Source organism: Flaviramulus sp. (assembly GCF_982512915.1).
Genome location: NZ_CEWOCJ010000011.1, coordinates 1 through 23,876, shown reverse-complemented (window position 1 = coordinate 23,876; position 23,876 = coordinate 1). Strand labels below are relative to the sequence as shown.

Genomic DNA, 23,876 nt, shown 5'->3' with positions numbered 1-23,876 from the left:
TATGTTTTATTTTATTTAATGTTATCTAAAATATCTAAAATTATACGACATCCTTTGATGATTTCTTCATTTGAGATAGTTAATGGTGGTGTAATTCTAATTGCTTTAGGTTCAAAAAGTAACCAGAAAAGTATTAAACCCGCATCTTGCGATTTTAAAACTACTTCATTAGTAATTTCAGCAGATGGCATAATAAGTGCAAGCATTAGTCCTTTTCCTCTAATTTCTTTTATTAATGGATGATTCAAATAGTTTCTAAAAAGTTGTTCTTTTTCTAGCGCTTGTTGCATTAAATTACTCTCTGTAATTTCTTCCAGAGTCGCTAAAGCTGCGGCTGCTATAACTGGGTGACCACCAAAAGTTGTGATATGTCCAAGTTTAGGATTGTCTTGTAATAAATCCATTAATTTACCAGAAGCAGTAAAAGCACCTATGGGCATACCGCCACCTAAACCTTTTCCAGTTACCAAAATATCAGGAATACAATTATAATTTTCAAAACCAAAGAGTTTTCCAGTCCTACCAAAACCAGGTTGAATTTCATCTAAAATAAAAAGTGCTCCAACGGCATTACAACGTTTTTGAACTTTTTTTAAATAGTCATTCTTAGGTGTTATAAAACCAGCACCCCCTTGGATGGTTTCAAGAATAACACAGGCTGTTTTATTAGTTATTAATTTTAAATCATCTTCGTTATTAAAATGAATAAATCTAACATCTGGCAAAAGAGGTCTAAAGACTTGTTTACGTTCTTCATATCCCATAATACTTAATGAGCCCATGGTGTTTCCATGATACGCATGATGTGCCGCAATAATTTCACTGCGTCCTGTTGCTCGTTTGGCCAGTTTTAAAGCTCCTTCAATTGCCTCTGTTCCGGAGTTTGTTAAATATGTTTTTTCTAATGAATTTGGAAGATTTTTAGCAAGTAATTTAGTAAGTTCAACAGCTGGTTTTTGAATATATTCTCCATAAACCATCACATGTAAATACTTGTCTAATTGATTTTTAATAGCATTTATGACTTTTGGATGATTATGTCCTAATGGTGTAGCCGAAACACCTGCAACAAAATCTAAATATCCTTTATTATTTGAATCATAAATGTAAGCACCATTGGCATGAGAAATTTCCAAAGCCAATGGGTGAGGTGTTGTTTGAGCTTGATATTTAAAAAAATCTGAATACATGGCTTATAAATTAAACAGTATTATAAGGTCTATTTTCTTTGATATTATTGTTTTTTTAATTTGTTAATCAAAACAGTTAAATCATCAGTGCCAACAAAATAAGGATCATAAATTACACTTTTGGCGTTTTTTACAGTTTGTAATTTGTAATTATCACTGTCCAAATCTATAAATTCATTAGGTTTAAAATATTTTTGAATTAAGTTTTTTGGAATGTATGTTTCTTTATCCTTAAAGCGAATTGATATTGAATTTATTTGAATTTGTTCTTGATTAATATTTTGGCCTAAATCGATTCTAAATCCAGTTGGATATACTTCTAAAGGTAATTCAAATTTAATATTCTGTGATTCTTTTTTACCAATGATTATTTTTATTACAGACTCTTTCTCAGAAAACCCTTTTGAATTTTCATTAGTATAAAACAACTGTAAGTTGTCATTTTTTTCAACTTTTATATCAATAATGAATTCAAAATAATTTTTAGGAGTTTTTTTTGTTGATATGTTTCTAAATAAAGCCTCCGATAAAATTTTTTGGTGACTTTTTCCAGCCATTTCAATTCGTTCCAGCATATCTTCATCAAAAAAAGCATCTTGTGGAATGTAATCTTCTAAGCCTTTAATTTTTGGTAAATCAAAAGGTGGGTCATCTTTAAATAAATCTTCAACACTTAAGGGGCGTTCTTCTTCTCGCCAATCAAAACCTTTGAGTAGGCTTTCTTTTTCTGGGTATTTAGATTCAGGATATAAATTACCATCAACTTGATTGAATCTAGTATATTCTTCAATATCTCCGTTCTCAAATAAAATGGATATACTACCAGATTTAGCTTTGTCAATCCCTATAAGTTCTTGTTTATCATTTCTAGCATAAAAAATGGACTCAGCATTTTTATTAATATTTACCTGTCTTAATTGGTTTTCAGCATTGAAAAAACCAATAAGCCTCATCCCATAAATTTGATTAAATCCAGTTTCACTAATAGTGTCTTTGCTTATTATAAATGCATTATTAAAAACTAGTAAGGAATCTAATTTTTCAGTTTCATTATTTGAAATTAAATGAATCGTATCACCAGTCATTTGATTTTCAAAATTCCACATGATGGGTTTTCTTTTTATTGAAAATTTATCACCTGGAGAAAAACGTGGAATATTTATTAACTTAGTTACTCCTGTTTTTTGATTGGAATGGATGGAGTCTGCTTTTCCACTGATATTAGATTTAAATATTTTTGCATTGTAGTATGCGTTAATTATCCGATTTTCAGGTTTACCTGTAACCATAATTTTATCGGCATGTATATAAATGGAATCGTTTTCTTGAATAGTTATTGCTAGTGCTCTTTTGGTTATAAAAACAGAATCTTTTTCTTTAAAAACTTCTGCATAATGCCCTCTTATAATACTTTTATTGATAGTATCAGTTACTGTAATATTATTGGTAGCTGATGCAAAATTTCTATTGTTATCAAAATACAAACTATCACCCACCACAATTCTATTATCATAATCTATTCGAGCTTTTTTTATAGCATAACCAACTTTGTTTTCAGTGTCATAAAAGCCTTTTTCACAATAGGTTTTGCTTTCAGGGTTTGTTATGGTCGAAGGTCCAAAAAGATAAGCATGCCCACTGTCTGAATAAAAGTCGAAAAAATTAGAATTTATAGTAGTGCTATCGTTAACTAAAACAACATCTTCAACAAATTGATATTTTTTGATATCCATATAATACCGACCAATTCTACTAGTTATAGTACCTGAAGAATCTTTTTCTACAGTACCACCACTTTTGTAAAAAGCTTGCTGTTTCAGTCTGTCAAAATATAAAGTATCAGAAAGTATGGTTGAGTTTGGATCTTTTAAAACAACATCTCCATGAGCAAATGCTAGTTCTGTGATACCACTATACTCCACATATTTTGATGACATATCAATAGTGTCACCTTGTTTTAAAATAACATGACCATAGGCTTTGATGAAATTTTCTTTACCATAATGTATGGCTCTATCACACCACATAATAGTACCTTTATGACTAATTTGAACTTGTTGAGAGTCATCCCGTGTTAAAACTCTTGCTCCAGGATAATTTTCTTCATCTATAGTTAATTTACCCGCATATTCAATATCTATCTGCTTTTTTGTTTGCGCTTGAATAGTAATGCTTTGAATAAAACTGAATAATAAAAAATAAAAGAAAACTTGTAGTTTGTTCAAAATATAAAAGTTTGATGCAAAAATAACGATTAATATGTAGTTTAAGTATCATGAAACAAAAAACGCTTCAAAAATATTTTGAAGCGTTTTGTATATATGTACTTGCATTTTATTTTCTAAAAATAGTTTGTTTTCTATCTGGTCCTACAGAAACAATGGTAATTGGAATTTCCAACTCTTTTTCTAAAAAATCAATATAATCATTTAATTCTTTAGGCATTTGAGAGCCTACAGACATTTGGGTTAAGTCTTCTTTCCAACCAGCAACTTCAGTGTAAATAGGTTGCACATTTTCTGGTTCTATGTTATAAGGTAAATGCGTGATAATTTCACCTTTATAGTTGTATGCTGTACATACTTTTAAAGTTTTAAAACCAGAAAGAACATCGCCTTTCATCATCATTAATTGTGTAACCCCATTTACTTGACAGGCATATCTTAAAGCAACTAAATCTAACCAACCACAGCGTCTTGGTCTGCCAGTTGTAGCTCCAAACTCATTACCAACACGCCCCATGGTTTCACCATCTTCATCAAACAATTCGGTAGGAAAAGGTCCAGACCCTACACGAGTTGTGTATGCTTTAAAAATTCCAAAAACTTCACCAATTTGATTTGGTGCTACTCCTAAACCAGTACAAGCGCCAGCAGCAGTTGTATTACTTGAAGTTACAAATGGGTAGGTTCCAAAATCAATATCTAATAAAGAACCTTGTGCACCTTCAGCTAGAATAGTTTTTCCAGATTTTTGAGCCTGATAAATGTATTCCTCAGAATCAATAAATTTTAAAGATTTTAAAACATCAACTGCTTTGAAAAATTCTGATTCTAATTCTTCTAAATTATATTCAATTTCAGCATTATAATAAGCAATCATAGATTCATGCTTATCAGCTAAAGCTCTATATTTTTCTTTCCAATCACTAAGCTCTAAATCACCTACACGAATACCGTTTCTTCCGGTTTTATCCATATAGGTTGGTCCAATTCCCTTTAATGTAGAACCAATTTTAGCTTTTCCTTTTGAAGCCTCACTAGCTGCATCTAGTAAACGGTGTGTTGGTAAAATGATATGTGCTTTGCGAGATATAAGTAAAGATTTTCTATAGTCAATTTGCTGAGCTTCAAGTTTATCTAATTCTCCTTTAAAAATCACAGGATCTATTACGACACCGTTACCTACAAGATTTGTGGCTTCATCATGAAAAATACCTGATGGGATAGTATGTAAAACGTGTTTTTTTCCATTAAATACAAGTGTGTGTCCTGCATTTGGGCCACCTTGAAAACGGGCTATAATGTTGTAGTTAGAGGTAAGTACGTCAACAATTTTTCCTTTGCCTTCGTCTCCCCATTGTAATCCTAGTAGTAAATCTACTGCCATTGTTAAAATTTAATTATTTGTGGTTGATTTTCTATTTCCGTAAAAATAGAGCGAATGGTTATTTATTTTAATATCGAAAACTTCTTCGATGGTTTTTTTGATTGATTGAATTCTGGGGTCGCAAAATTCTATAACTTCACCTGTATCAGTAAGTATAACATGGTCGTGTTGTCTGTCAAAATAAGATTTCTCATAATGCGCTTGATTTTGCCCAAATTGATGTTTCCTTACCAAACCACACTCTAGTAGTAACTCAATAGTGTTGTATAAAGTAGCACGAGAAACCCGATATTTTTTATTCTTCATTTTGAGGTATAGCGATTCTATATCAAAATGCTCTGTATTATTGTAGATTTCTTGAAGTATTGCGTAGCGTTCAGGAGTTTTTCTATGCCCTTTATTTTCTAAAAAGCTAGTAAATACGCCTTTAACAATGTCTTGATTTTTAGTTTCTGCCGTTGCACCCATAATTTCGTTCCAAATTTACACTTTTTTTAAACTCTAGTAACTTTATCTATGCCATTAATTTTTTTAAGTTTTTCTAGAAGCTTTCTTATAATGGTATTATTTTTAACAACCATGTTTATTTTTCCTGAAAACAAGCCATCATTACTCTCAAAACTTATACTTTTCATGTTTACGTGCATGTTTTCTGAAATTATTGAAGTTATTTCATTCACTAGACCAATATGGTCAATGCCTGTGATTACTATTTTTGCCAAAAATTCTTGTTGTGAAGAATCTATCCATTTGGCAGGCATAATTCTGTATGCGTAATTAGATTGTAAACTAACAGCATTTGGGCAATTGTATTTATGAACTTTTATACCTTCATTAACAGTCAAAAAACCAAAAACATCATCACCAGGTATGGGGTTGCAGCAATTTGCTAATTTATATTCTAGCTTTTCTTCTTCTTTTCCAAAAACTAATGAATCATATTTTATGGTTATTTCATCTTTTTCTAGCTCTTCTTTAGTTATGGTAGCTTTTCTTGAAATTTTATTTTTAATATATTTCATTAAAGCATTACTTCTAGAGGAAGCATAGTTTTTTAACATGATGTTGTCAATAGAACCAACACCAATTCTGTAAAATAAATCTAAGCTGGTTTTTAATTTAAAATATCGAACCATTTCGTTAATTGATTCTTCATCTAAATTAATTTTTAGTTGTTTTAATTTTCTGCGTAAAATTTCTTTACCATCTTCTCCAACCCGCTTTTTATCTTCTTTTAAAGCAGATTTTATTTTACTTCTTGCTCTTGCTGTTGTGGCATAATCTAACCAGTTTGGATTAGGTTTAGCATTTTCTGCTGTGATAATATCAACTTGATCACCACTTTTTAATTCATGACTTAACGTAACTAGTTTACCATTAACTTTAGCTCCTCGAGTTTTCATACCTACTTCAGTATGAATATTAAAAGCAAAGTCAAGGGCAGTAGCTCCTTTTGGTAATGATTTTAATTCACCGTTAGGTGTAAATACAAATATTTCTTTAGAGTAAAGATTTAGTTTAAATTGTTCAACAAAATCTACTGCATTTGTTTCAGGGTTTTCTAGTGCTTCTTGGAGTCTATTTATCCAACTTTCTAAGTTATCTTCTTTTTCGCTTCCTTGTTTGTATTTGTAATGAGCTGCATATCCTTTTTCTGCAATTTCGTTCATGCGTTCGCTGCGTATTTGTACTTCAACCCAACGTCCTTTTGGTCCCATTACCGTAATGTGTAGCGCTTCATAACCTGTACCTTTTGGTGAGGAAATCCAATCTCGAAGTCTAATTGGGTTAGGTCTAAAATGATCAGTAACTATTGAATATATCTTCCAAGCAAGAAATTTTTCAGTTTTGGACTCAGAGTCGCTTTTGTATATAATTCGGATGGCAAATTTATCATACACTTCATCAAACGGCACACCTTGACTTAACATTTTTCTTCTGATAGAAAAAATAGATTTAGGTCTACCTTTTATAGTATATTCTAAGTTTTCTTTGTCTAAAGAGTTTTTTATAACTTCACTAAATTGTTGTATGTAAATGTCTTGATCTTCTTTACTTTCTTTAATTTTACTTAAAATGTCGTTATAAACATCAGGCTCTGTATATTTCAAACCTAAATCTTCAAGTTCTGTTTTAATGTTGTAAAGTCCAATTCTATGAGCTAATGGTGCATAAATATAGAGAGTTTCAGAGGCAATCTTCATTTGCTTGTCATAACTCATCGAATTCATGGTCTGCATGTTATGAAGCCTATCTGCTATTTTAATAATGATAACTCTAATGTCATCATTAAGGGTTAACAACATTTTCCGGAAATTCTCTGCCTGTAAAGACACATCCATGTCTTTTTCTTTACTTAAAGAAGATATTTTTGTGAGTCCATCAACAATAGTAGCAACGGTTTTACCAAAACGCTTTTCAATATCTTCTATTACATAATCTGCACTATCTTCTACTACGTCATGAAGCAACGCAGCAGCAATAGATGTGGCGTCCAATCCAATTTGTTGGGCTACTATTTTAGCTACAGCCAATGGATGAAAAATATAGGCTTCTCCTGATTTTCTACGTTGATTTTTGTGCCCATCAAGAGCTACTTCAAAAGCACTTCTTATTAGTTTTTTATCATCATCATTTAGTGTGGTATAACTAACTTTTAGTAGCTGTTTGTAGGCTTTGGTAATTTCCGCATTTTCTTTTTCTATATATTCCTCTGTCATAAACTAAAAGTAAGATAATCTAGGTTATCAACCAACACCAATTATCGTTTTTTAACACTATTTTTTTTAATTTTAAAAATTTAAAAATTTTATGAGTTTTGATACAGCTTTACCACGATGACTGATGCTGTTTTTTTTGTTTATTTCCATTTCTGCAAATGTGTTTGTGTAACCTTCAGGTTTAAAAATTGGATCGTAACCAAAACCACCTTCTCCATATTTTTCAATAGTAATGTTGCCTTTGCATATACCAATAAACAACTTGGCTTCTCCATTTAAATAAAGTGCTACTGCTGTTTTAAATTGTGCTTTTCTGTTTTTTTTATTACTCAATTTAAATAATAATTTATTTATATTATCACTATCATTCCTTTGTTCTCCAGCATATCTAGCTGAGAAAACTCCGGGTTCGCCATTTAAACTTTCTACCTCTAAACCCGTATCATCTGCAAAACAGTCATATCCGTATTTTGATTTAATATATTCGGCTTTTTGAATAGCATTTCCTTCAATAGTGTTTTGGGTTTCAGGAATATCTTCTAAACATCCAATATCTTTTAAACTCAATATTTTAATATGCTTTGGTATTAAAGTTTGAACTTCCTTAATTTTATTAAGGTTATTTGTAGCGAAAACAAGTTGCATTTCATTGAATTTTATATTCAAAAATACTATTATTTGAATGAATTTAATTACTTATTAAAGCTAAAATTTATGACTATTTTATGATTTTTGTCAACTTAAAATAACTTTTAAAGGTTTATTTTTATGATAGTTTAAATTTAAAAAATTAATAATTATGATAGTTAACATTGAATACGTAGATGTAAGTTTAAGTGAAACTTTATCAGCTTTTACAAAGGAAAAATTAGAAAAATTATTTAATAGATATGAGTTTTTAATAAGTGCTACGGTATATTTTAAAAAGGAGGTTAGCGAGCATGAAAAAGGAAAGATTTGCAACATAGAATTAAGTTTGCCAGGACCAAGAATTTTTGCTACTTCTGACGAGAAAAACTATGAAGTTGCTGTTAGAGAAACTATTAATGATTTAGATCGCCAACTAAAAAAAAGAAAAGAAGTTTATAAAACCTATTAACGGTGGTGGTAGGGTTCATTTTTTAAAATCGTGAAACCCCTATAGAGCTGTTCAATAAAAAATAAACGAATCATTTGATGGGAAAATGTCATTTTAGATAATGATATTTTCCCATTTGATTTATTATAAACACTTTCAGAAAAACCATAAGGGCCACCAATAACAAAAACCAATTGCTTAATACCAGAGTTCATGTGTTTTTGTAAATAGGACGAAAAGCCAACAGAATCATGTTGTTTACCGTTTTCATCTAACAAAATTAAAGTATCACTGTTGTTAAGTTTATTTAAAATAAGCTCGCCTTCTTTTTGCTTTTGCTGAATTTCACTTAGATTTTTTGTATTTTTTAAATCTGGTATAATTTCTAAATTAAATTTAACATAAAAACTTAAACGTTTTTCGTATTCACTGATAATGGATACTAATTTTTTATCATCAGTTTTTCCAATAGCTAGAAGTTTAATAGTCATAAAGGCAAAATTAGTACTTTATATTTGTTAAATTTCGATTTAAAATTTGATAATTTGTGAAAATCACAATTTAAAATTTACATAAGAAATTCAAATTGTTATTTTTGTTTCTATAATAATTAAAATAATCAACAAAATTTATGATTACACAAGAACAGTTTGATAATGAAGTGAAAATGATAATTGCAAATGCTATTAGAGAAGATGTTGGTGATGGCGATCATAGTTCTTTAGCTTGTATTCCTGAAAATGCAAGAGGAAAAGCCAAACTTTTAGTAAAAGATAAAGGCATAATAGGAGGAGTTAATTTTGCAAAAAAAGTATTTGCTTATGTTGATAAAAGCCTCAAATTAGATATTAGAATTGAAGATGGTTCTGAGGTTTCTTTTGGTGATATTGTTATGTATGTAGAAGGTCCTTCGCAATCTATATTAAAAGCAGAGCGTACTGTTTTGAATGCCATGCAACGAATGAGTGCTATTGCTACCAAAACAAAAATGTTTGTTGATTTAATTGAAGGGACTAAAACTAAAATTTTAGACACCCGTAAAACTACTCCCGGAATTCGCGTATTGGAAAAATGGGCTGTAAAAATTGGAGGAGGAGAAAACCACAGATTTGCTTTATATGATATGATCATGCTTAAAGACAATCATATTGATTTTGCTGGTGGAATTACTAAAGCTATTGAAACTACAAAACACTATCTAAAAGATACTGGTAAAAATCTCGAAATTATGGTTGAGGCTCGAAATTTAACTGAAGTTGAAGAAATTTTACAAAATGAAGGTGTTTATAGAATATTACTTGATAATTTTGATTATGAAGATACCAGAAAAGCTGTAAAATTAATTGGTAATAAGTGTTTAACAGAATCTTCTGGTAATATAAATGAAGCTACCATTAGATATTATGCCGAGTGTGGTATCGATTTTATTTCTTGTGGAGCATTAACACATTCGGTTCATAATATGGATTTAAGCTTAAAAGCTATTCAATAACTATTACTTAATAGTTAAATACTAAAACATCTTAAATTTAATAACTTTGCAATAATCTTAATGCAAATTATTAATGACGAAACCTATTGAAGATAAACTAGATAAAATCCCTGTGATTTGTATTTTAGTAAGGGTTTTAAAAAAAATCAAACTTCCTGGATTGGAAGGATTGTCATTTTATGATTTATTAGAACTTTACATAACAGGTATAGTTAAGGGAGCCTTAACTACTCGAGCTAGTGCTATTGCATTCAATTTCTTTATGGCGCTATTTCCATTTTTATTGTTTGTTTTAATTATTATTCCTTATGTGCCAATCGATGATTTTAAAATCGAGTTTTTAAGATTTTTAGAATCATTCCTACCGCCTACAACTTCTGATTTTTTCTTTGAAAATATCTTTGAAAATATAGATCAAACTCAAAGAGGTGGTTTTCTTTCTTCTGTTTTTGTATTATCAATTTTATTAATGGCAAATGGTATTAATGCGGTTTTTTCTGGTTTTGAAAATTCTTATCACGAGCAATTAACTAGAAATGGTTTTAAACAATATTTTTATGCGTTAAGTATTGCTTTAATATTGGCATTTCTTCTTATTATAACTATTGTTGTTTTGGGTTATTTTCAAATTTATGTAGTTCAAGAATTGTTAGATGCACTCAAAAACAGAGGCTATGAGACTTATACCAACAGTGTTTTTTGGACCAATGTTGTGAAGTATGTCTTTTTTGTTATGATGGTTTATATAGCAACTGCTACCTTATATTATTTTGGTACTAAACAAGGTAAATTATCTAATTTTTTCTCAATAGGCGCCTTATTTACTACGTTTTTAATCATGCTCACCTCTTTTTTATTTGGTATTTATATTGAGAATTTTAGTCAATACAATAAGCTTTACGGTTCTATAGGTGCGCTTTTAATCCTTATGATTTATTTGTGGCTTAACTCTAATATTTTATTGTTGGGTTACGAATTAAATGCTTCTTTACAGTTTTTAAAGAAGCATCCTAAAGAAGATAATTAACCTTTTAAAATTATTTTTTATTGAAATTTATTTAGAAGATGGTTTTTTAAAAGTATCCTATTACCTTTGGGTATGTCAAACTTTATAGACGTTATTATTCCCATTCCGTTACAAAAACTATTTACTTATGGTATAACGGCATCAGAATCTGATTTTTTAAAAGCAGGTATGCGTGTTGCTGTCCCTTTTGGAAAATCAAAAATATACACAGGTATTGTTTATAAAATTCATTCAGATGCACCTACTGCTTATGAAGCTAAAGATATACATCAAATTTTAGATGAGTCACCAATTGTAAATAGCACACAAATACAATTATGGGAATGGATTTCTAGCTATTACATGTGTACTTTAGGTGATGTAATGCGAGCTGCTTTACCTAGTGCTTTTATTTTAGAAAGTGAAACCATTATCATAAAAAATACTGTAGAAAATTTTGATGAATCTTTTTTAAAAGATGATGATGAGTTTTTGATTTTTGAAGCTTTACAGCATCAATCCTCTCTAAAAATACAGGATATTTCAAATATACTAGATAAAAAAAATGTACTTCCGGTAATAAAAAGGCTAATTGAAAAAGAAGTTATTACTGTTGAAGAAGAGGTTTACGAAAAATACAAACCTAAATTGGTTCGATACGTTAAAATTCATTCTAATTATAGTTCTGAGGCATCTTTAAGAAATTTATTAGAAGATTTAGGAAGAGCTCATAAACAAAAAGAAGTTGTATTAACGCTATTTTCAATTTCAGCCATAACAAAAAAGCCAGTAAAGGTTTCAGATTTAACTAATGAAATTGATGCATCTTCAACCATTATAAAAGCGTTGATTGATAAAGGTGTTTTGGAAGAATATTTTATACAAACAGATCGCGTTCAATATTCTGGTGAAGAGAATGAAGATTCTAAAGATTTAAATAGCTATCAAAAAACAGCATTGTCTGAAATTAAAGCATCTTTTAAATCGCAAAATATTACATTATTACATGGGGTTACATCTTCAGGAAAAACTGAAATTTATGTAAAACTAATAGAGGAAGCTTTACTTATTAAGAAACAGATTTTGTATTTGTTACCCGAAATCGCTTTAACTACTCAATTAGTAAGTAGGCTTCAAGATTATTTTGGTGAACAAGTTGCTGTTTTTCACTCTAAATATTCGTCTCATGAGCGTGTTGAGGTTTGGAATCAGGTTTTAAACAATTCCGCGAAAGCGCAAATAATTTTAGGCGCGCGTTCTTCCATTTTTTTGCCATTTAATAATTTAGGATTAATTATTGTTGATGAAGAGCACGAGCAATCATTTAAACAATTTGATCCCGCACCACGTTATCATGCTAGAGACACGGCAATTGTTTTGGCAAATATACATCTTGCCAAAACACTTTTAGGTTCTGCAACTCCAAGTTTGGAAAGCTATTTTAATGCCCAACAGAAAAAGTATGGTTTTGTTGAATTAACACATCGATTTAATGATGTATTAATGCCAGATATTGAATTGGTAGATATTAAAGATAAGTTGAAAAAGAAGCGCATGAATGGTCATTTTAGCGACAGGCTTATTCAGGAAATGACTGAAACTTTAAAAGATGGGCATCAAATTATATTGTTTCAAAATAGACGCGGTTTTTCACCTATTGTAGAATGTAAAACTTGTGGGCATTCTCCGCAATGTCCTAATTGCGATGTAAGTTTAACTTATCATCAATATAGAAATCAATTACGTTGCCATTATTGTAGTTATGTAATGGCTATGTTACAAGATTGTATGGCCTGTGGAAGTCAAGATTTAGACAACAAAGGATTTGGGACCGAGCAAATTGAAGAAGAGGTGAAAGCTTTGTTTCCAAACTATAAGGTAGCTAGAATGGATTTAGATACCACAAGGGGTAAATATGGATACGAAAAAATTATAACAGCTTTAGAACAGCAGGAAATAGATATTTTGGTAGGAACACAAATGCTTACTAAAGGTTTAGATTTTAGGAATGTGAAATTAGTAGGGATTATGAATGCAGATAATATGCTTAATTTTCCTGATTTTAGGGCGCACGAGCGTAGTTTTCAACTCATGTTACAGGTTTCTGGTAGAGCAGGACGGACTGAAGAGCGTGGTAAAGTATTAATACAGACTTATAATCCACATCATAATATATTGCAGCAGGTTTCTACAAACAATTATATAGAGATGTTTAACGAGCAAATGAATGATCGTTATAATTATAAATACCCGCCAATTTATAAACAAATTAAAATTACATTAAAACATAAAGATTATAATAGGGTAGAGTTAGCTTCTATTTGGTTTGCTAAATCTTTAAGAAGTGTTTTTGGTGATTATATTCTGGGACCAGAATCTCCACCAATAGCAAGAATTAGAAATCAGTTTCATAAAAATATTCTAGTAAAAATCCCAAAAAAACAATCCTTATCAAAAACAAAAGAAGCTATTATTAAAGTAAATAACAGCTTCTCTAGTATTAAAGATTTTCGGTCGGTTAAAGTAATTTTAAATGTCGATAACTTTTAAGTTTATTTATATTAAGCTTTAAATATTATTTAAAGCATCAACAAGTTGTGTCTTTTTATTTCTACTTAAAGGAATTTCGTAAGCACCAACTTCAACATTTTTACTATTAAACCTGTCTATTTTATCAAGATTTACAATGTAAGATTTATGAATTCTTAAAAACTTACCATCAGGTAATTCAGATTCAAAAGATTTCATAGTAGAAAGTACAACTAAGCTATTTTCTTCTGTAACTAGTTTTACGTAATCACCAAGAGCTTCAATCCATTTAATGTCTTTAATATAAACTTTACGTTTTTTTAGATTACTCTTTACAAAGATGTGTTCACCTTCTTCTTCGTTAAAGTCTAAAGTCAATTTGTGTTGTTCTAAAGCTTTTTCAACAGCTACGTTAAAACGTTCTCTTGTAATTGGTTTATGTAAGTAATCGGTAGCGTCGTAGTTAAATGCTTTAAAAGCATACTCAGTTTTACCGGTTACAAAAATAATTTGGGGTTTGTTGTTTAATACGTCTAAAAGTTCAAATCCATTTAGCACTGGCATTTCAATGTCTAAAAAGATTAAGTCAACTTGATGCGTATTTAAACCATTTTTAGTTTCTAAAGCACTACTGTACTCTGCTATTAAGTTAAGAGATGGGTGATTCTCGACTAACTTAACAATAGAGAGACGTTGTATTGCTGAATCGTCTACTACTACACAGTTTAAAGTCATAACATTTTATATTATTTAGGTTAAGATATCGACAATAGTACAAAAAATTCGGGTAAAAACCAAAAAACATCGTTGAAATGTTCATTTTAACATAATTTTAACAAATCAACTGAGATTATTAACAATGTAAATGTAGCATTTATAACTAAATTCATGCCAATTATTTTTCAAGAGATATTAACAAATTTCACAAGTTTAAAATATGATTGAAATAAATGTTGTATAATATATATGTATTCACTAATTTTGCACCCAATTTTTAACAATAAAATAGATTTTTATGAATCATTATGAAACTGTTTTCATCTTAAATCCCGTTTTGTCTGAAGATCAGATAAAGGAAACAGTAAAGAAATACGAAGATTTTCTTGTTTCTAACGGAGCTAAGATGGTAGCTAAAGAAGATTGGGGGCTAAAAAAATTAGCTTACCCAATACAAAACAAGAAAAGTGGATTTTATCACTTATTTGAGTACACTGTATCAGGTGAAGTAATTAATACTTTAGAATTAGAGTTCAGACGTGACGAACGCTTTATGCGTTATTTAACTGTAACGTTAGACAAACATGCCGTTTCTTGGGCAGAAAGAAGAAGAGAAAAACTTAAAGTAAAAGCGTAATTATGTCTACATCGATAGAGCAACAATCAAAAGGAAAAAAAGATGGTGAAATTAGATATTTAACACCATTAAATATTGATACAAACAAAACTAAGAAGTATTGTCGTTTCAAAAAATCGGGTATTAAATATATCGATTACAAAGATCCAGACTTCTTATTAAAGTTTGTAAACGAGCAAGGTAAAATTTTACCAAGACGTTTAACAGGAACTTCTTTAAAGTATCAAAGGAAAGTGTCGGTAGCTGTTAAAAGAGCACGTCATTTAGCTTTAATGCCTTACGTAGCAGATTTATTAAAATAAAATACCGATAACAATGGAACTTATATTAAAACAAGACGTTGAAAATTTAGGATTTAAAGACGATGTTGTAACAGTTAAGAACGGTTATGGTAGAAACTTTTTAATTCCTCAAGGACAAGCTATTTTAGCTACAGTATCTGCAAAGAAAGTATTAGCAGAAAACTTAAAGCAAAGAGCTTTTAAAGAAAAGAAAATAGTTGACGATGCTAACAAAATTGCTGAAGCTTTAAAAGCTTTAGAAGTTAGAATTGCTGCTAAAGTAGGTACAGGTGACAAATTATTTGGTTCTGTAAGTAATATAGATATAGCTGAAGCTTTAGAAAAAGAAGGTCAGTCTATTGATAAAAAATTCATCACAGTTACTACTGTTAAACGCTTAGGAAAGTACACAGCCGTAGTTCGTTTACACAGAGAAGTATCTGTAGATTTAGAATTTGAGGTTATTGCACAAGCAAATTAAGCTTACATTATATATAAAAAAGCCTCAACTTTGTTGAGGCTTTTTTATTTTAGAGTTTTAAATATAAATATCTCACATTTAATTTTATTTTAAAAGTAAAAATGAAATACAGAAGACTTACCAAAGAACAGTTTGATGAATTACATCTAGAGTTTATTAATTTTTTATCCACACAGTCTATTACTCATGACGAGTGGACTAATCTAAAAGTGAATAAGCCTGATCTTGCAGAAATGGAATTAGATGTTTTTAGCGATTTAATATGGGAGGGGGTTTTAAATAAGGCTGAATATTTAGAACATATGTCTCCAAAACACTTATATTTATTTCATTTGGATATAGATAAAATGCAAGCTATTGTGATAAATGTAAAACATGATGTTGATATAACCACACCAGAAGGTTATAATTGGTTGCGTGAAAATTTAATGGATGAAAGTGTTGAGTTTTTACAAGCTGATAAAGCATACACAGATGATAAAAACTTAGATAAATTTAAAATGATTGAACAAGGTGCCGTTATTACTAAAGGTGATTTATTTAAGTATTTTGATACTTTGATAAATTAAATTTTGTCTTTCCTGTCCGGGCAGGAATCCATTTCCAATAAAAACTATTATTTTTGCCCTACCACAACATGCAACAATATTGGTATTAGTATAATGTGGAATTATTTATTAAACTATCATTTAAAATACACCTGCTTTCGCAGAAAGTTAATATGGCCCAAAAACCAAGTATTCCAAAAGGTACAAGAGATTTTAATCCAGAAGAAGTTGCTAAACGAAACTATATTGTTAACACCATCCGTGATGCTTTTGAGCGTTTTGGATTTCAACCTATCGAAACACCTAGTTTTGAAAATTCTGAAACTCTCATGGGAAAATATGGTGATGAAGGAGATAGATTGATTTTTAAGATTTTAAATTCTGGGGATTATTTAAATAAGGCTAATGAATCAGCATACAAAGAAAAAGACTCGAATAAGCTTACGGCTAGTATCTCTGAAAAAGCCCTACGCTATGATTTAACAGTGCCTTTTGCACGTTATGTTGTACAATATCAAAACGACATAGAATACCCTTTTAAACGCTACCAAATACAACCTGTTTGGCGTGCAGACAGACCACAAAAAGGTCGTTTTAGAGAGTTTTATCAATGTGATGCAGATGTTGTTGGAAGTGATTCGTTATGGCAAGAAGTCGAGTTCATTCAATTATATGATGTTGTGTTTTCTGCTTTAAAATTAAAAGGTGTTACTATTAAAATAAATAATCGGAAGATTTTATCTGGTATTGCCGAGGTTATTGGAGCTTCTGATAAATTAATTGATTTTACAGTTGCACTTGATAAGTTAGATAAAATAGGCGAGGAGAAAGTGAAAGAAGAAATGCTTACTAAAGGTATTACACAAGAAGGCATTTCAAAATTACAACCATTATTTACTATGTCTGGTTCTTTTGAGTCTCAAATAGAGAGTTTAAAAAGTATCTTATATACTTCTGAAGAGGGAAAAAAGGGAATTGATGAATTGGCTTTTATAAATTCTGCCATTACAGAATTGGGTTTATCTACTGCTAGTTTTCAACTAGATGTTACACTTGCTCGTGGATTAAATTATTATACCGGTGCTATTTTTGAAGTAGCTGCGCCAAAAATTGTACAAATGGGTTCTATTGGTGGTGGTGGTCGTTACGACAATTTAACGGGTATTTTTGGTATGCCAAATATGAGTGGGGTAGGTATTAGTTTTGGTTTAGATCGTATCTATTTAGTTTTAGATGAGTTAGGATTATTTCCTGAAACTGTAGCTAAAAATGTTGATGTACTTTTTATAAATTTTGGTGATAATGAAGCACTTTTTTGTTTAAAAGCTGTTAAAGTACTAAGAACTCAAGGTATTAATGCAGAGTTATATCCGGATAATGCTAAAATGAAAAAACAAATGAATCATGCTAATAAGCGTAACATCCCATTTGTAGTTTTAGTAGGCGAGGAGGAAATCAATTCAAATACCTATTCACTTAAAAAAATGATAACAGGTGAACAGTTTAAAGTTTCATTGGAAGATTTAATTCTTCATATAAAATAAAAAAAGTCCTGAACGTCAATTCAGGACCTGTATAGTATCGTAGATTTGGAGTATTTATTTTAAAGTGACTAACTCAAATAATTAATAATCTTTCAATACTTTTTTTAATTGCACTTACAATATTTTGTAGGTGTTTTTTTATTATTATGTCATTTTTCCAATTTTTTTTTTAATCATTAAGCTAATATACAACTTTATTTTGAATAAACACGATGAAATGCAAAAAAACACGATAAAAAGATTAAAAAGCTAATTTAAGTCTTGAATTAAAATTAAAATGAATTTAATCCAATTCACTATTTAATCAATATTTTTTTAGAAATCAAACCAAATTCGGTTTTAATTTTTAAAATATAGTTACCAGTTTTTATCTGTCCAATATTATATTCTAAATAGGTTTTATTTGTATTTGTTTGAAATTTAATCAATGATTGCCCAAGGATATTGAGTATTTCAACTGATTCAATTTGTTTAGAAATAGGATTGTTTATAATGATACTTTTGTTTTTTATTGAATAATGAGTTTTAAATAATGTGTTTTCAAAAACATTATTCGATAAAATCTGTCCGTTTGAAAAAGTAATTTCAAAACGATCTAAATACGTGCCAGCAGGAATTATAATTTCATAATTATTTTCTTTTAGATCCTGATAAATACCCAATTCTTTGTCATGTAAATAAATATTTAAATTTGAAGGAGCATTTTCTATTTTATCTATTGAGAAACTATTTAAACCATTTCTTTTGGTGTGAATTCCAACAGGAAAAATACTTTGTTCGTTTAATTCGTTTACTCCTTGAATGATATATCTATCCTCGTTGATCATCCAATACATGTCATCTATTTGGTTGTCAATGTTTTTAGCGTCAAATCCCCAATCATAATCTAAACTAGCTCTACTATCTTTAGTTAATAATAATTGTCTGTAAATAGTTCCGTTAGAATTAAAACCAAATCTTAGTTTTAATCTAGTATCAGTTTCAGGATTAGTTATGTTATTTTTTGAAGTTTTATTAATACTATTTTTTGTGAAAACTGAATTAGTACTATCTTCTACTTGGAAAACTCTTTGGCCATTATTAAATTTTATAATACCGCTATTTTCAGCATTTATAAAAAAACCTTGAGCTATTGGAATATAGCGTCCGGGTATTTTAGTAGGGCTCCCACAAGTAGATACATCAGGATCATTTGTACCATATGAAGCTGCTGGAACTCCCCCTGATAAAGAGTAGGTAGCATAACCACCCTGATATTCTTTTAAAATATGAGAACCACCTCCCCAATGATCCCAGAAATATATTATGCCTGTTGTTGCACCATCTCCTGCAATCGTTGAACCATTATCTAATATAAACTGTTCCGCATCTATTGCTGATGGGTAGGGATTTCCAATTAAATAAGCATTACCTATTGTAATATTTAAATTTACATCTGCATTGTTTGGTTTTCCATTAAAAATATAATTTTGAAGCGAGCTTATTGAACCGGTTCCGGGACCTTTCATTGTAAAACCTTCTCCTGTTAGCAAAGTGCCTGTACTTCTTACATGTTGCCATTGGGAATAATTGTCACTTTGTTTATTACTAAATTTCCAAATCCAATAATCAGCAATACTGAGAGGGGATGCCTTTCCATTGTAACCAGAAGTTAAAAAAGTTACATCTTGCATAACATCTGGTAACTTATAACTATTATTATTAGTTGAATTATTTGATTTACCTACAGGAGACGACCAGTAATTATATGTAAACGTATCTGCTGTACCTTGTTGGTCTTTTTCTAGAGTTCCAGAACTATTTGATGCTAATTCGCTATCCAAAGTTTGTATAAATTGCGATTCGCCTTGTAAATCAATATCTCCATCTAACTTGGTATACCAGGAGTTAAATAAACCAGAATCTCCATTAACTTCTATTTTACTTCCATTTTCTAATATTAATCCAATAGTAGAAATGTTAGTATTAGTTTCAATATTACCTTTAATATTTACAATTAGATAATCAGAATCTGAAGGCGTGTTTCCGTTTTCCCAATTGTTATAATCATTCCAATTTCCACTACATGAGTTTATTGTTACATGCGGAAGTGGAGCTGTTTGATCTTCAATTATTTTTACATTATAAATTTTTGCACCCGATTCAATATCAACATTAGGAGAAGTTAAGTCATCTATTATATCATCATTGAAATTATCCAATCTATAATATCTTAACAGAGATGACCAATTTAATGGTGTAGAGATTTGGTTATTATAATCAAAGTCATAGATATCTTTAGGAATAATAGTACCTCTAATGATTCCAGAATTATTTTCTATTTCTTGATAAACCATTTTTTGAAGCTCATTGCTAGTAAGTGATTTATTGAAAACACGCACTTCATCTATAAAACCTTTGAAATATGAATTGTTAATAGAAGGATTTGCAGATTTCCCTATGGTGAAAGCATGATTGTTTGTATCCAAGGCACTACTTAAACAAGAAGTACTTGCAATATTTTCACCATTTAAATACATTTTTAAGCTATTATTTGTACCATCATAAACCGCAGCTAAATGATACCATTTATTTACAACTATAGGGTGTGTTTCAGTATTGTTTGCAATTGAAACACCATTTGCAATTGCATATACTCTAGGTTCATCATCAGTAGTATCTACTTTAATTTCAAGATTAGTTTGCCCAAACACCACACTGTTTACTGATAACTCAGGATCAATTTTTATCCAACCCATTATGCTAGTATTTTGTAAACCACTTAAAATTTCAGTATCGTCTGCGTAATCATTTCTTCCATCAAAATATAATTGAAATTTATCACTTAAATCTCTAGGAGATCCAAATACATTATCGTTGGTATCAAATAAATCAATAATACCATCGCCTTCAGAATCTAAAGTATCATCAATTACGCCATCATTATTTAAATCTAAATTTGCATACAATGTTTTTGAGATATCAAATCTAGTTCCATCTGATGTTATATCTAAATAGTCTGGAGTTCCATCATTATCAGAGTCTTTAACATAGTAATTCCATCCCGTACCAGTTGAGCCTTGGTTTGAGTTTCCATAAGAGGTGCTAAATGTAACACCATCATAGTAGTCATATAAGTCTAAAATTCCATCTGTATAATATTCTAAAACACCATCAGAATCTAAATCAGTTTCTCTAGTCGTATCTGTATCTAAACCGTCTCCAACACCATCACCAGTGATATCTCCGTCGCCATTTATAAAATTAGGGTTTGAAGTGTTTCCAGCTCCAGATTCATCTACATCAAAAACAGTGTCATTATCAGAATCTAAATCTAAATAATTTGGAGTTCCATCACCATCAGAATCTAATACTAAATGGCCTTCACTTAAATCATGCATACCATTATAATTGGTGTCAACCCACGAGGTACATCCAGTTAATGTTGCAGTACCTTCACTATAATTACCCAAACCAACCTCTACAACATCTGGGATTCCATCATTATCAGAGTCTAAATCAAAAATATCAGCAACCCCATCGGAGTCTGTATCACAAAGTGTTTGAGAAATTACAATATCGTCTATTGCCAAATCGTTTCCAGAGCCACCAACTTCATTGTTTATGAAGTATACATAAAATTCACTGACATTAAAAGTAAGATCTGCAGTAAATTGATGCCAACTATTTTCAGGATCTCCATTTATAGAGGGAGGGATATCTCCAGTGGTTATAGAAGCTAATACATTATTATTAACATCTCTAAATTGAACTAAAATATTGGGTCTTAATCTGGTAGCAATTCCTGGTGCCGTTGTTGTGTCTAAGTTTAATACCCAAAAACTATAAGTTATTGGTATGTTAGGTAATGCCCCAATAATGGTAGCAGTATAAAAAGTTCCGGGATCGTATGAAGCATTAAACATAGCCATTCTACCATTGGTATCGCCTGGAGTGTGATCTTCACCTGTGTACCAATAAGCGTCAGCCCAAGAAGCTACTTCTCCATTAGGGGTGTCGTTTATGCCATCTCCATCTCCTGCTTTGTAATAAACAGTATATTCTCCATCATTTAGACTGATGTTTGACAAGCTTGGACATGCTCCTGAATTACTAGTACTAGTTCCGTTTTCATAACAATAAGTTGTAATGGCATCATAAGTTGTATTAATAGTAGTTCGGTTACCTTCTCCAAATGTTTCATTTAAATATTTATATTTTGAAGTTGTTGATATAGATGAAATTTTGCAAGCTAGCTCTTCATCAAAATCTGAAATACCATCATTGTCATCATCTATATCTACATTATCTAATATACCATCTCCATCACTATCAAAAAAGTTTTGTTCTGCACGTGCACTAATTGTATAGTTGTAAACACTTTCATTACTATCGTTATTATTTATTGTAACTATTGCGTTTTTTGTACCTAAAGTAAATGAGTTAAAAGTGATAGTTAAAATTTTAGTACTACCTGCATTCACAGATGTTGGAATCGTGGAAATTATATTAAAATCTGTTGTATTTGAAATAGTAATACTGTATATATTTAGGGAAGAGCTTCCTGTATTACTAATAGTATAATTTCTGGTTATTAAAGTACCAAGGTTAGCTGAACCATAGTCTGTATAGTCCAAAGTTGAAGGAGAATTATCATTATCGATTATCTCAATATTATTGCCCAAAACTTTAATTTCTTGTGCAGTCACATTATTTGAGAAATGTATACTACAAATTAAAAGTAATGTAAGCCAAGTATGTAACTTACTAGCTTTCATAAATAGGTTTATTAGTTCTGGGACTACTAATAACTATTCAACAAATATATAAATAAAATAACCAAAAAAACGACAAAAAGTAAATAAATTCGTTGAAATACAATATTATAACATTTACCCATTCTTTTAAAAAAAAGTCCCGAATTTTCATTCAGGACTTTTTTAGTAACTATGTAAATTTTTTCTATTCTTTAATGAATTTTTTAGTCATTATTTCATTACCATCATGTACTTCTATAAAATACACTCCTGCTTCTATATTATCAATAATAATTTTGGAGGAATTTCCAGTTTTTATTAATTGACCAAACATATTTATTATTCTGTAATTTAAGTTACCAACCTTAGAAGTTTTAATATTTAGTATATTTCCTTTAACAGGGTTAGGGTATATAGTAAGCACATTATTAGAAATATCATTTTGTGGATTATCTATTATTATAGGTTTTATAATTGGTGTGGATTTAGCTAAATATGAGCTACTTCCAAATCCTGTAATAATAATTTGATCTATATAAACTTGATCATTATTACCAGAAGCATCACAAAGTAATCTAAACTGAGCATTACTAGATAAATTATATTGGGAACTGTTAAGTGTAACAACAAAATTTCCAAATGTATTATTATTAAAATCAGAGCCTCTCGCCCATGTATCAATTGTTACAAATCCAGATCCATCATTATATTGTAGCCAAAAATCTTCTCCATTTTCCATACTATTAGCATAGAAGTAAAAGCTAAATTCAACCTCATTAAATAATGATAAATTAAATAAAGGCGAGGTCATTGATGAAGCAACACCTGAATTATCTCTTAATTGAATTGAGAAATTACCCTCATAAGAATTTGATCCTGAAAGTCTAGCGCAATCACTTCCACCATCAATCCAGCCATCCCAACCAGATTCAAAATAACCTTCATGAACAATTGCGTCTGTTGGTAAACTTATCACATTCACGATTCTATTAATTTCATTAGCAGGGTTACCAGCATTATCACTTACGTTATAAGTTATAACATAAGTACCCGCCAGATTAGTATTAACAACATCACCACCAATTACGATATTAGATGAAATATCACCATCAATATTATCATTAGCAGTTGCGCCAAGTTCTGTGTAGGTTCCACCAACGTTTAGGTTAATAGTAGCAGCACCGTTTAGAGATATAACAGGAATTGTTGTATCCGGAATTACATTCACAGTTCTGCTAATTTCAGTAGCAGTATTACCAGCATTATCACTTACGTTATAAGTTATAACATAAGTACCCGCCAGATTAG

Annotated in this window: 19 protein-coding genes; 9 read left to right on the top strand and 10 right to left on the bottom strand. The window is 30.1% G+C overall.

Going from position 1 to position 23,876, the window contains the following annotated elements:
* Positions 1–11: 11 nt before the first annotated feature.
* From AC1XJX_RS08925 to AC1XJX_RS08900, 6 genes are all read right to left on the bottom strand, one after another.
* The gene (locus tag AC1XJX_RS08925; RefSeq protein WP_482003630.1) at positions 12–1,190 is read right to left on the bottom strand and encodes an aspartate aminotransferase family protein; all 1,179 of its coding nucleotides are present in this window, start codon (positions 1,188–1,190) and stop codon (positions 12–14) included.
* Between the two features lie 44 nt (positions 1,191–1,234).
* Positions 1,235–3,415: an OstA-like protein gene (locus AC1XJX_RS08920; protein ID WP_482003629.1), complete on the bottom strand. Its 2,181-nt coding sequence runs from the start codon at positions 3,413–3,415 to the stop codon at positions 1,235–1,237.
* A gap of 109 nt (positions 3,416–3,524) precedes the next feature.
* Complete coding sequence (locus AC1XJX_RS08915) at positions 3,525–4,799, bottom strand: adenylosuccinate synthase (RefSeq protein WP_482003628.1); 1,275 nt, start codon at positions 4,797–4,799, stop codon at positions 3,525–3,527.
* 9 nt (positions 4,800–4,808) lie between these two features.
* Positions 4,809–5,267, bottom strand: a complete 459-nt coding sequence (locus AC1XJX_RS08910) for a Fur family transcriptional regulator (protein WP_482003627.1) — start codon at positions 5,265–5,267, stop codon at positions 4,809–4,811.
* A 26-nt stretch (positions 5,268–5,293) separates the two neighbouring features.
* Entirely contained in the window at positions 5,294–7,519 is a 2,226-nt protein-coding gene (locus AC1XJX_RS08905) for a RelA/SpoT family protein (RefSeq protein WP_482003626.1), read from the bottom strand.
* Positions 7,520–7,591: 72 nt separating this feature from the next.
* A complete protein-coding gene (locus tag AC1XJX_RS08900) occupies positions 7,592–8,164 on the bottom strand; it encodes a non-canonical purine NTP diphosphatase (RefSeq protein ID WP_482003625.1) in 573 nt (190 codons plus the stop codon).
* Positions 8,165–8,318: 154 nt separating this feature from the next.
* Between AC1XJX_RS08900 and AC1XJX_RS08895 the strand changes: the two genes are divergently transcribed.
* Positions 8,319–8,618 carry an HPF/RaiA family ribosome-associated protein gene (locus AC1XJX_RS08895; protein WP_482003624.1) on the top strand — a complete coding sequence of 100 codons (300 nt, stop codon included), beginning with the start codon at positions 8,319–8,321 and terminating at the stop codon, positions 8,616–8,618.
* On the opposite strand, the gene rlmH is transcribed toward AC1XJX_RS08895, so the two are convergent.
* The gene (gene rlmH, locus AC1XJX_RS08890) at positions 8,615–9,088 is read right to left on the bottom strand and encodes a 23S rRNA (pseudouridine(1915)-N(3))-methyltransferase RlmH (protein WP_482003623.1); all 474 of its coding nucleotides are present in this window, start codon (positions 9,086–9,088) and stop codon (positions 8,615–8,617) included. The two genes, AC1XJX_RS08895 and rlmH, sit on opposite strands and share 4 nt — an antisense overlap.
* 140 nt (positions 9,089–9,228) lie before the next feature.
* On the opposite strand from rlmH, the gene nadC reads away from it, so the two are divergent.
* The 3 genes from nadC (at position 9,229) to priA (ending at position 13,645) form a co-directional block, all read left to right on the top strand.
* Positions 9,229–10,089: a carboxylating nicotinate-nucleotide diphosphorylase gene (gene nadC / locus AC1XJX_RS08885; RefSeq protein ID WP_482003622.1), complete on the top strand. Its 861-nt coding sequence runs from the start codon at positions 9,229–9,231 to the stop codon at positions 10,087–10,089.
* 73 nt (positions 10,090–10,162) lie between these two features.
* A complete protein-coding gene (locus tag AC1XJX_RS08880) occupies positions 10,163–11,116 on the top strand; it encodes a YihY/virulence factor BrkB family protein (protein ID WP_482003621.1) in 954 nt (317 codons plus the stop codon).
* Positions 11,117–11,188: 72 nt separating this feature from the next.
* The gene (gene priA, locus AC1XJX_RS08875) at positions 11,189–13,645 is read left to right on the top strand and encodes a replication restart helicase PriA (protein ID WP_482003620.1); all 2,457 of its coding nucleotides are present in this window, start codon (positions 11,189–11,191) and stop codon (positions 13,643–13,645) included.
* Positions 13,646–13,663: 18 nt separating this feature from the next.
* Here priA and AC1XJX_RS08870 read toward each other — a convergent pair whose 3' ends face one another.
* On the bottom strand, positions 13,664–14,359 hold the full coding sequence (locus AC1XJX_RS08870) for a LytR/AlgR family response regulator transcription factor (RefSeq protein WP_482003619.1): 696 nt from the start codon (positions 14,357–14,359) through the stop codon (positions 13,664–13,666).
* Positions 14,360–14,639: 280 nt separating this feature from the next.
* Between AC1XJX_RS08870 and rpsF the strand changes: the two genes are divergently transcribed.
* The 5 genes from rpsF to hisS all read left to right on the top strand — a co-directional run bounded on the left by rpsF (position 14,640) and on the right by hisS (position 17,832).
* The gene (gene rpsF, locus AC1XJX_RS08865; protein WP_482003618.1) at positions 14,640–14,978 is read left to right on the top strand and encodes a 30S ribosomal protein S6; all 339 of its coding nucleotides are present in this window, start codon (positions 14,640–14,642) and stop codon (positions 14,976–14,978) included.
* 2 nt (positions 14,979–14,980) lie between these two features.
* The gene (rpsR, locus tag AC1XJX_RS08860) at positions 14,981–15,280 is read left to right on the top strand and encodes a 30S ribosomal protein S18 (RefSeq protein ID WP_482003617.1); all 300 of its coding nucleotides are present in this window, start codon (positions 14,981–14,983) and stop codon (positions 15,278–15,280) included.
* 13 nt (positions 15,281–15,293) lie between these two features.
* A complete protein-coding gene (gene rplI, locus AC1XJX_RS08855; protein WP_482003616.1) occupies positions 15,294–15,740 on the top strand; it encodes a 50S ribosomal protein L9 in 447 nt (148 codons plus the stop codon).
* A gap of 101 nt (positions 15,741–15,841) precedes the next feature.
* On the top strand, positions 15,842–16,309 hold the full coding sequence (locus AC1XJX_RS08850; protein WP_482003615.1) for a DUF6495 family protein: 468 nt from the start codon (positions 15,842–15,844) through the stop codon (positions 16,307–16,309).
* A gap of 152 nt (positions 16,310–16,461) precedes the next feature.
* A complete protein-coding gene (gene hisS, locus AC1XJX_RS08845) occupies positions 16,462–17,832 on the top strand; it encodes a histidine--tRNA ligase (RefSeq protein ID WP_482003614.1) in 1,371 nt (456 codons plus the stop codon).
* Positions 17,833–18,128: 296 nt separating this feature from the next.
* Here hisS and AC1XJX_RS08840 read toward each other — a convergent pair whose 3' ends face one another.
* On the bottom strand, positions 18,129–22,589 hold the full coding sequence (locus tag AC1XJX_RS08840; RefSeq protein WP_482003613.1) for a LamG-like jellyroll fold domain-containing protein: 4,461 nt from the start codon (positions 22,587–22,589) through the stop codon (positions 18,129–18,131).
* Between the two features lie 184 nt (positions 22,590–22,773).
* Positions 22,774–23,876: immunoglobulin-like domain-containing protein (locus AC1XJX_RS08835; RefSeq protein ID WP_482003612.1), on the bottom strand; the 1,103-nt coding region annotated here is incomplete at its 5' end.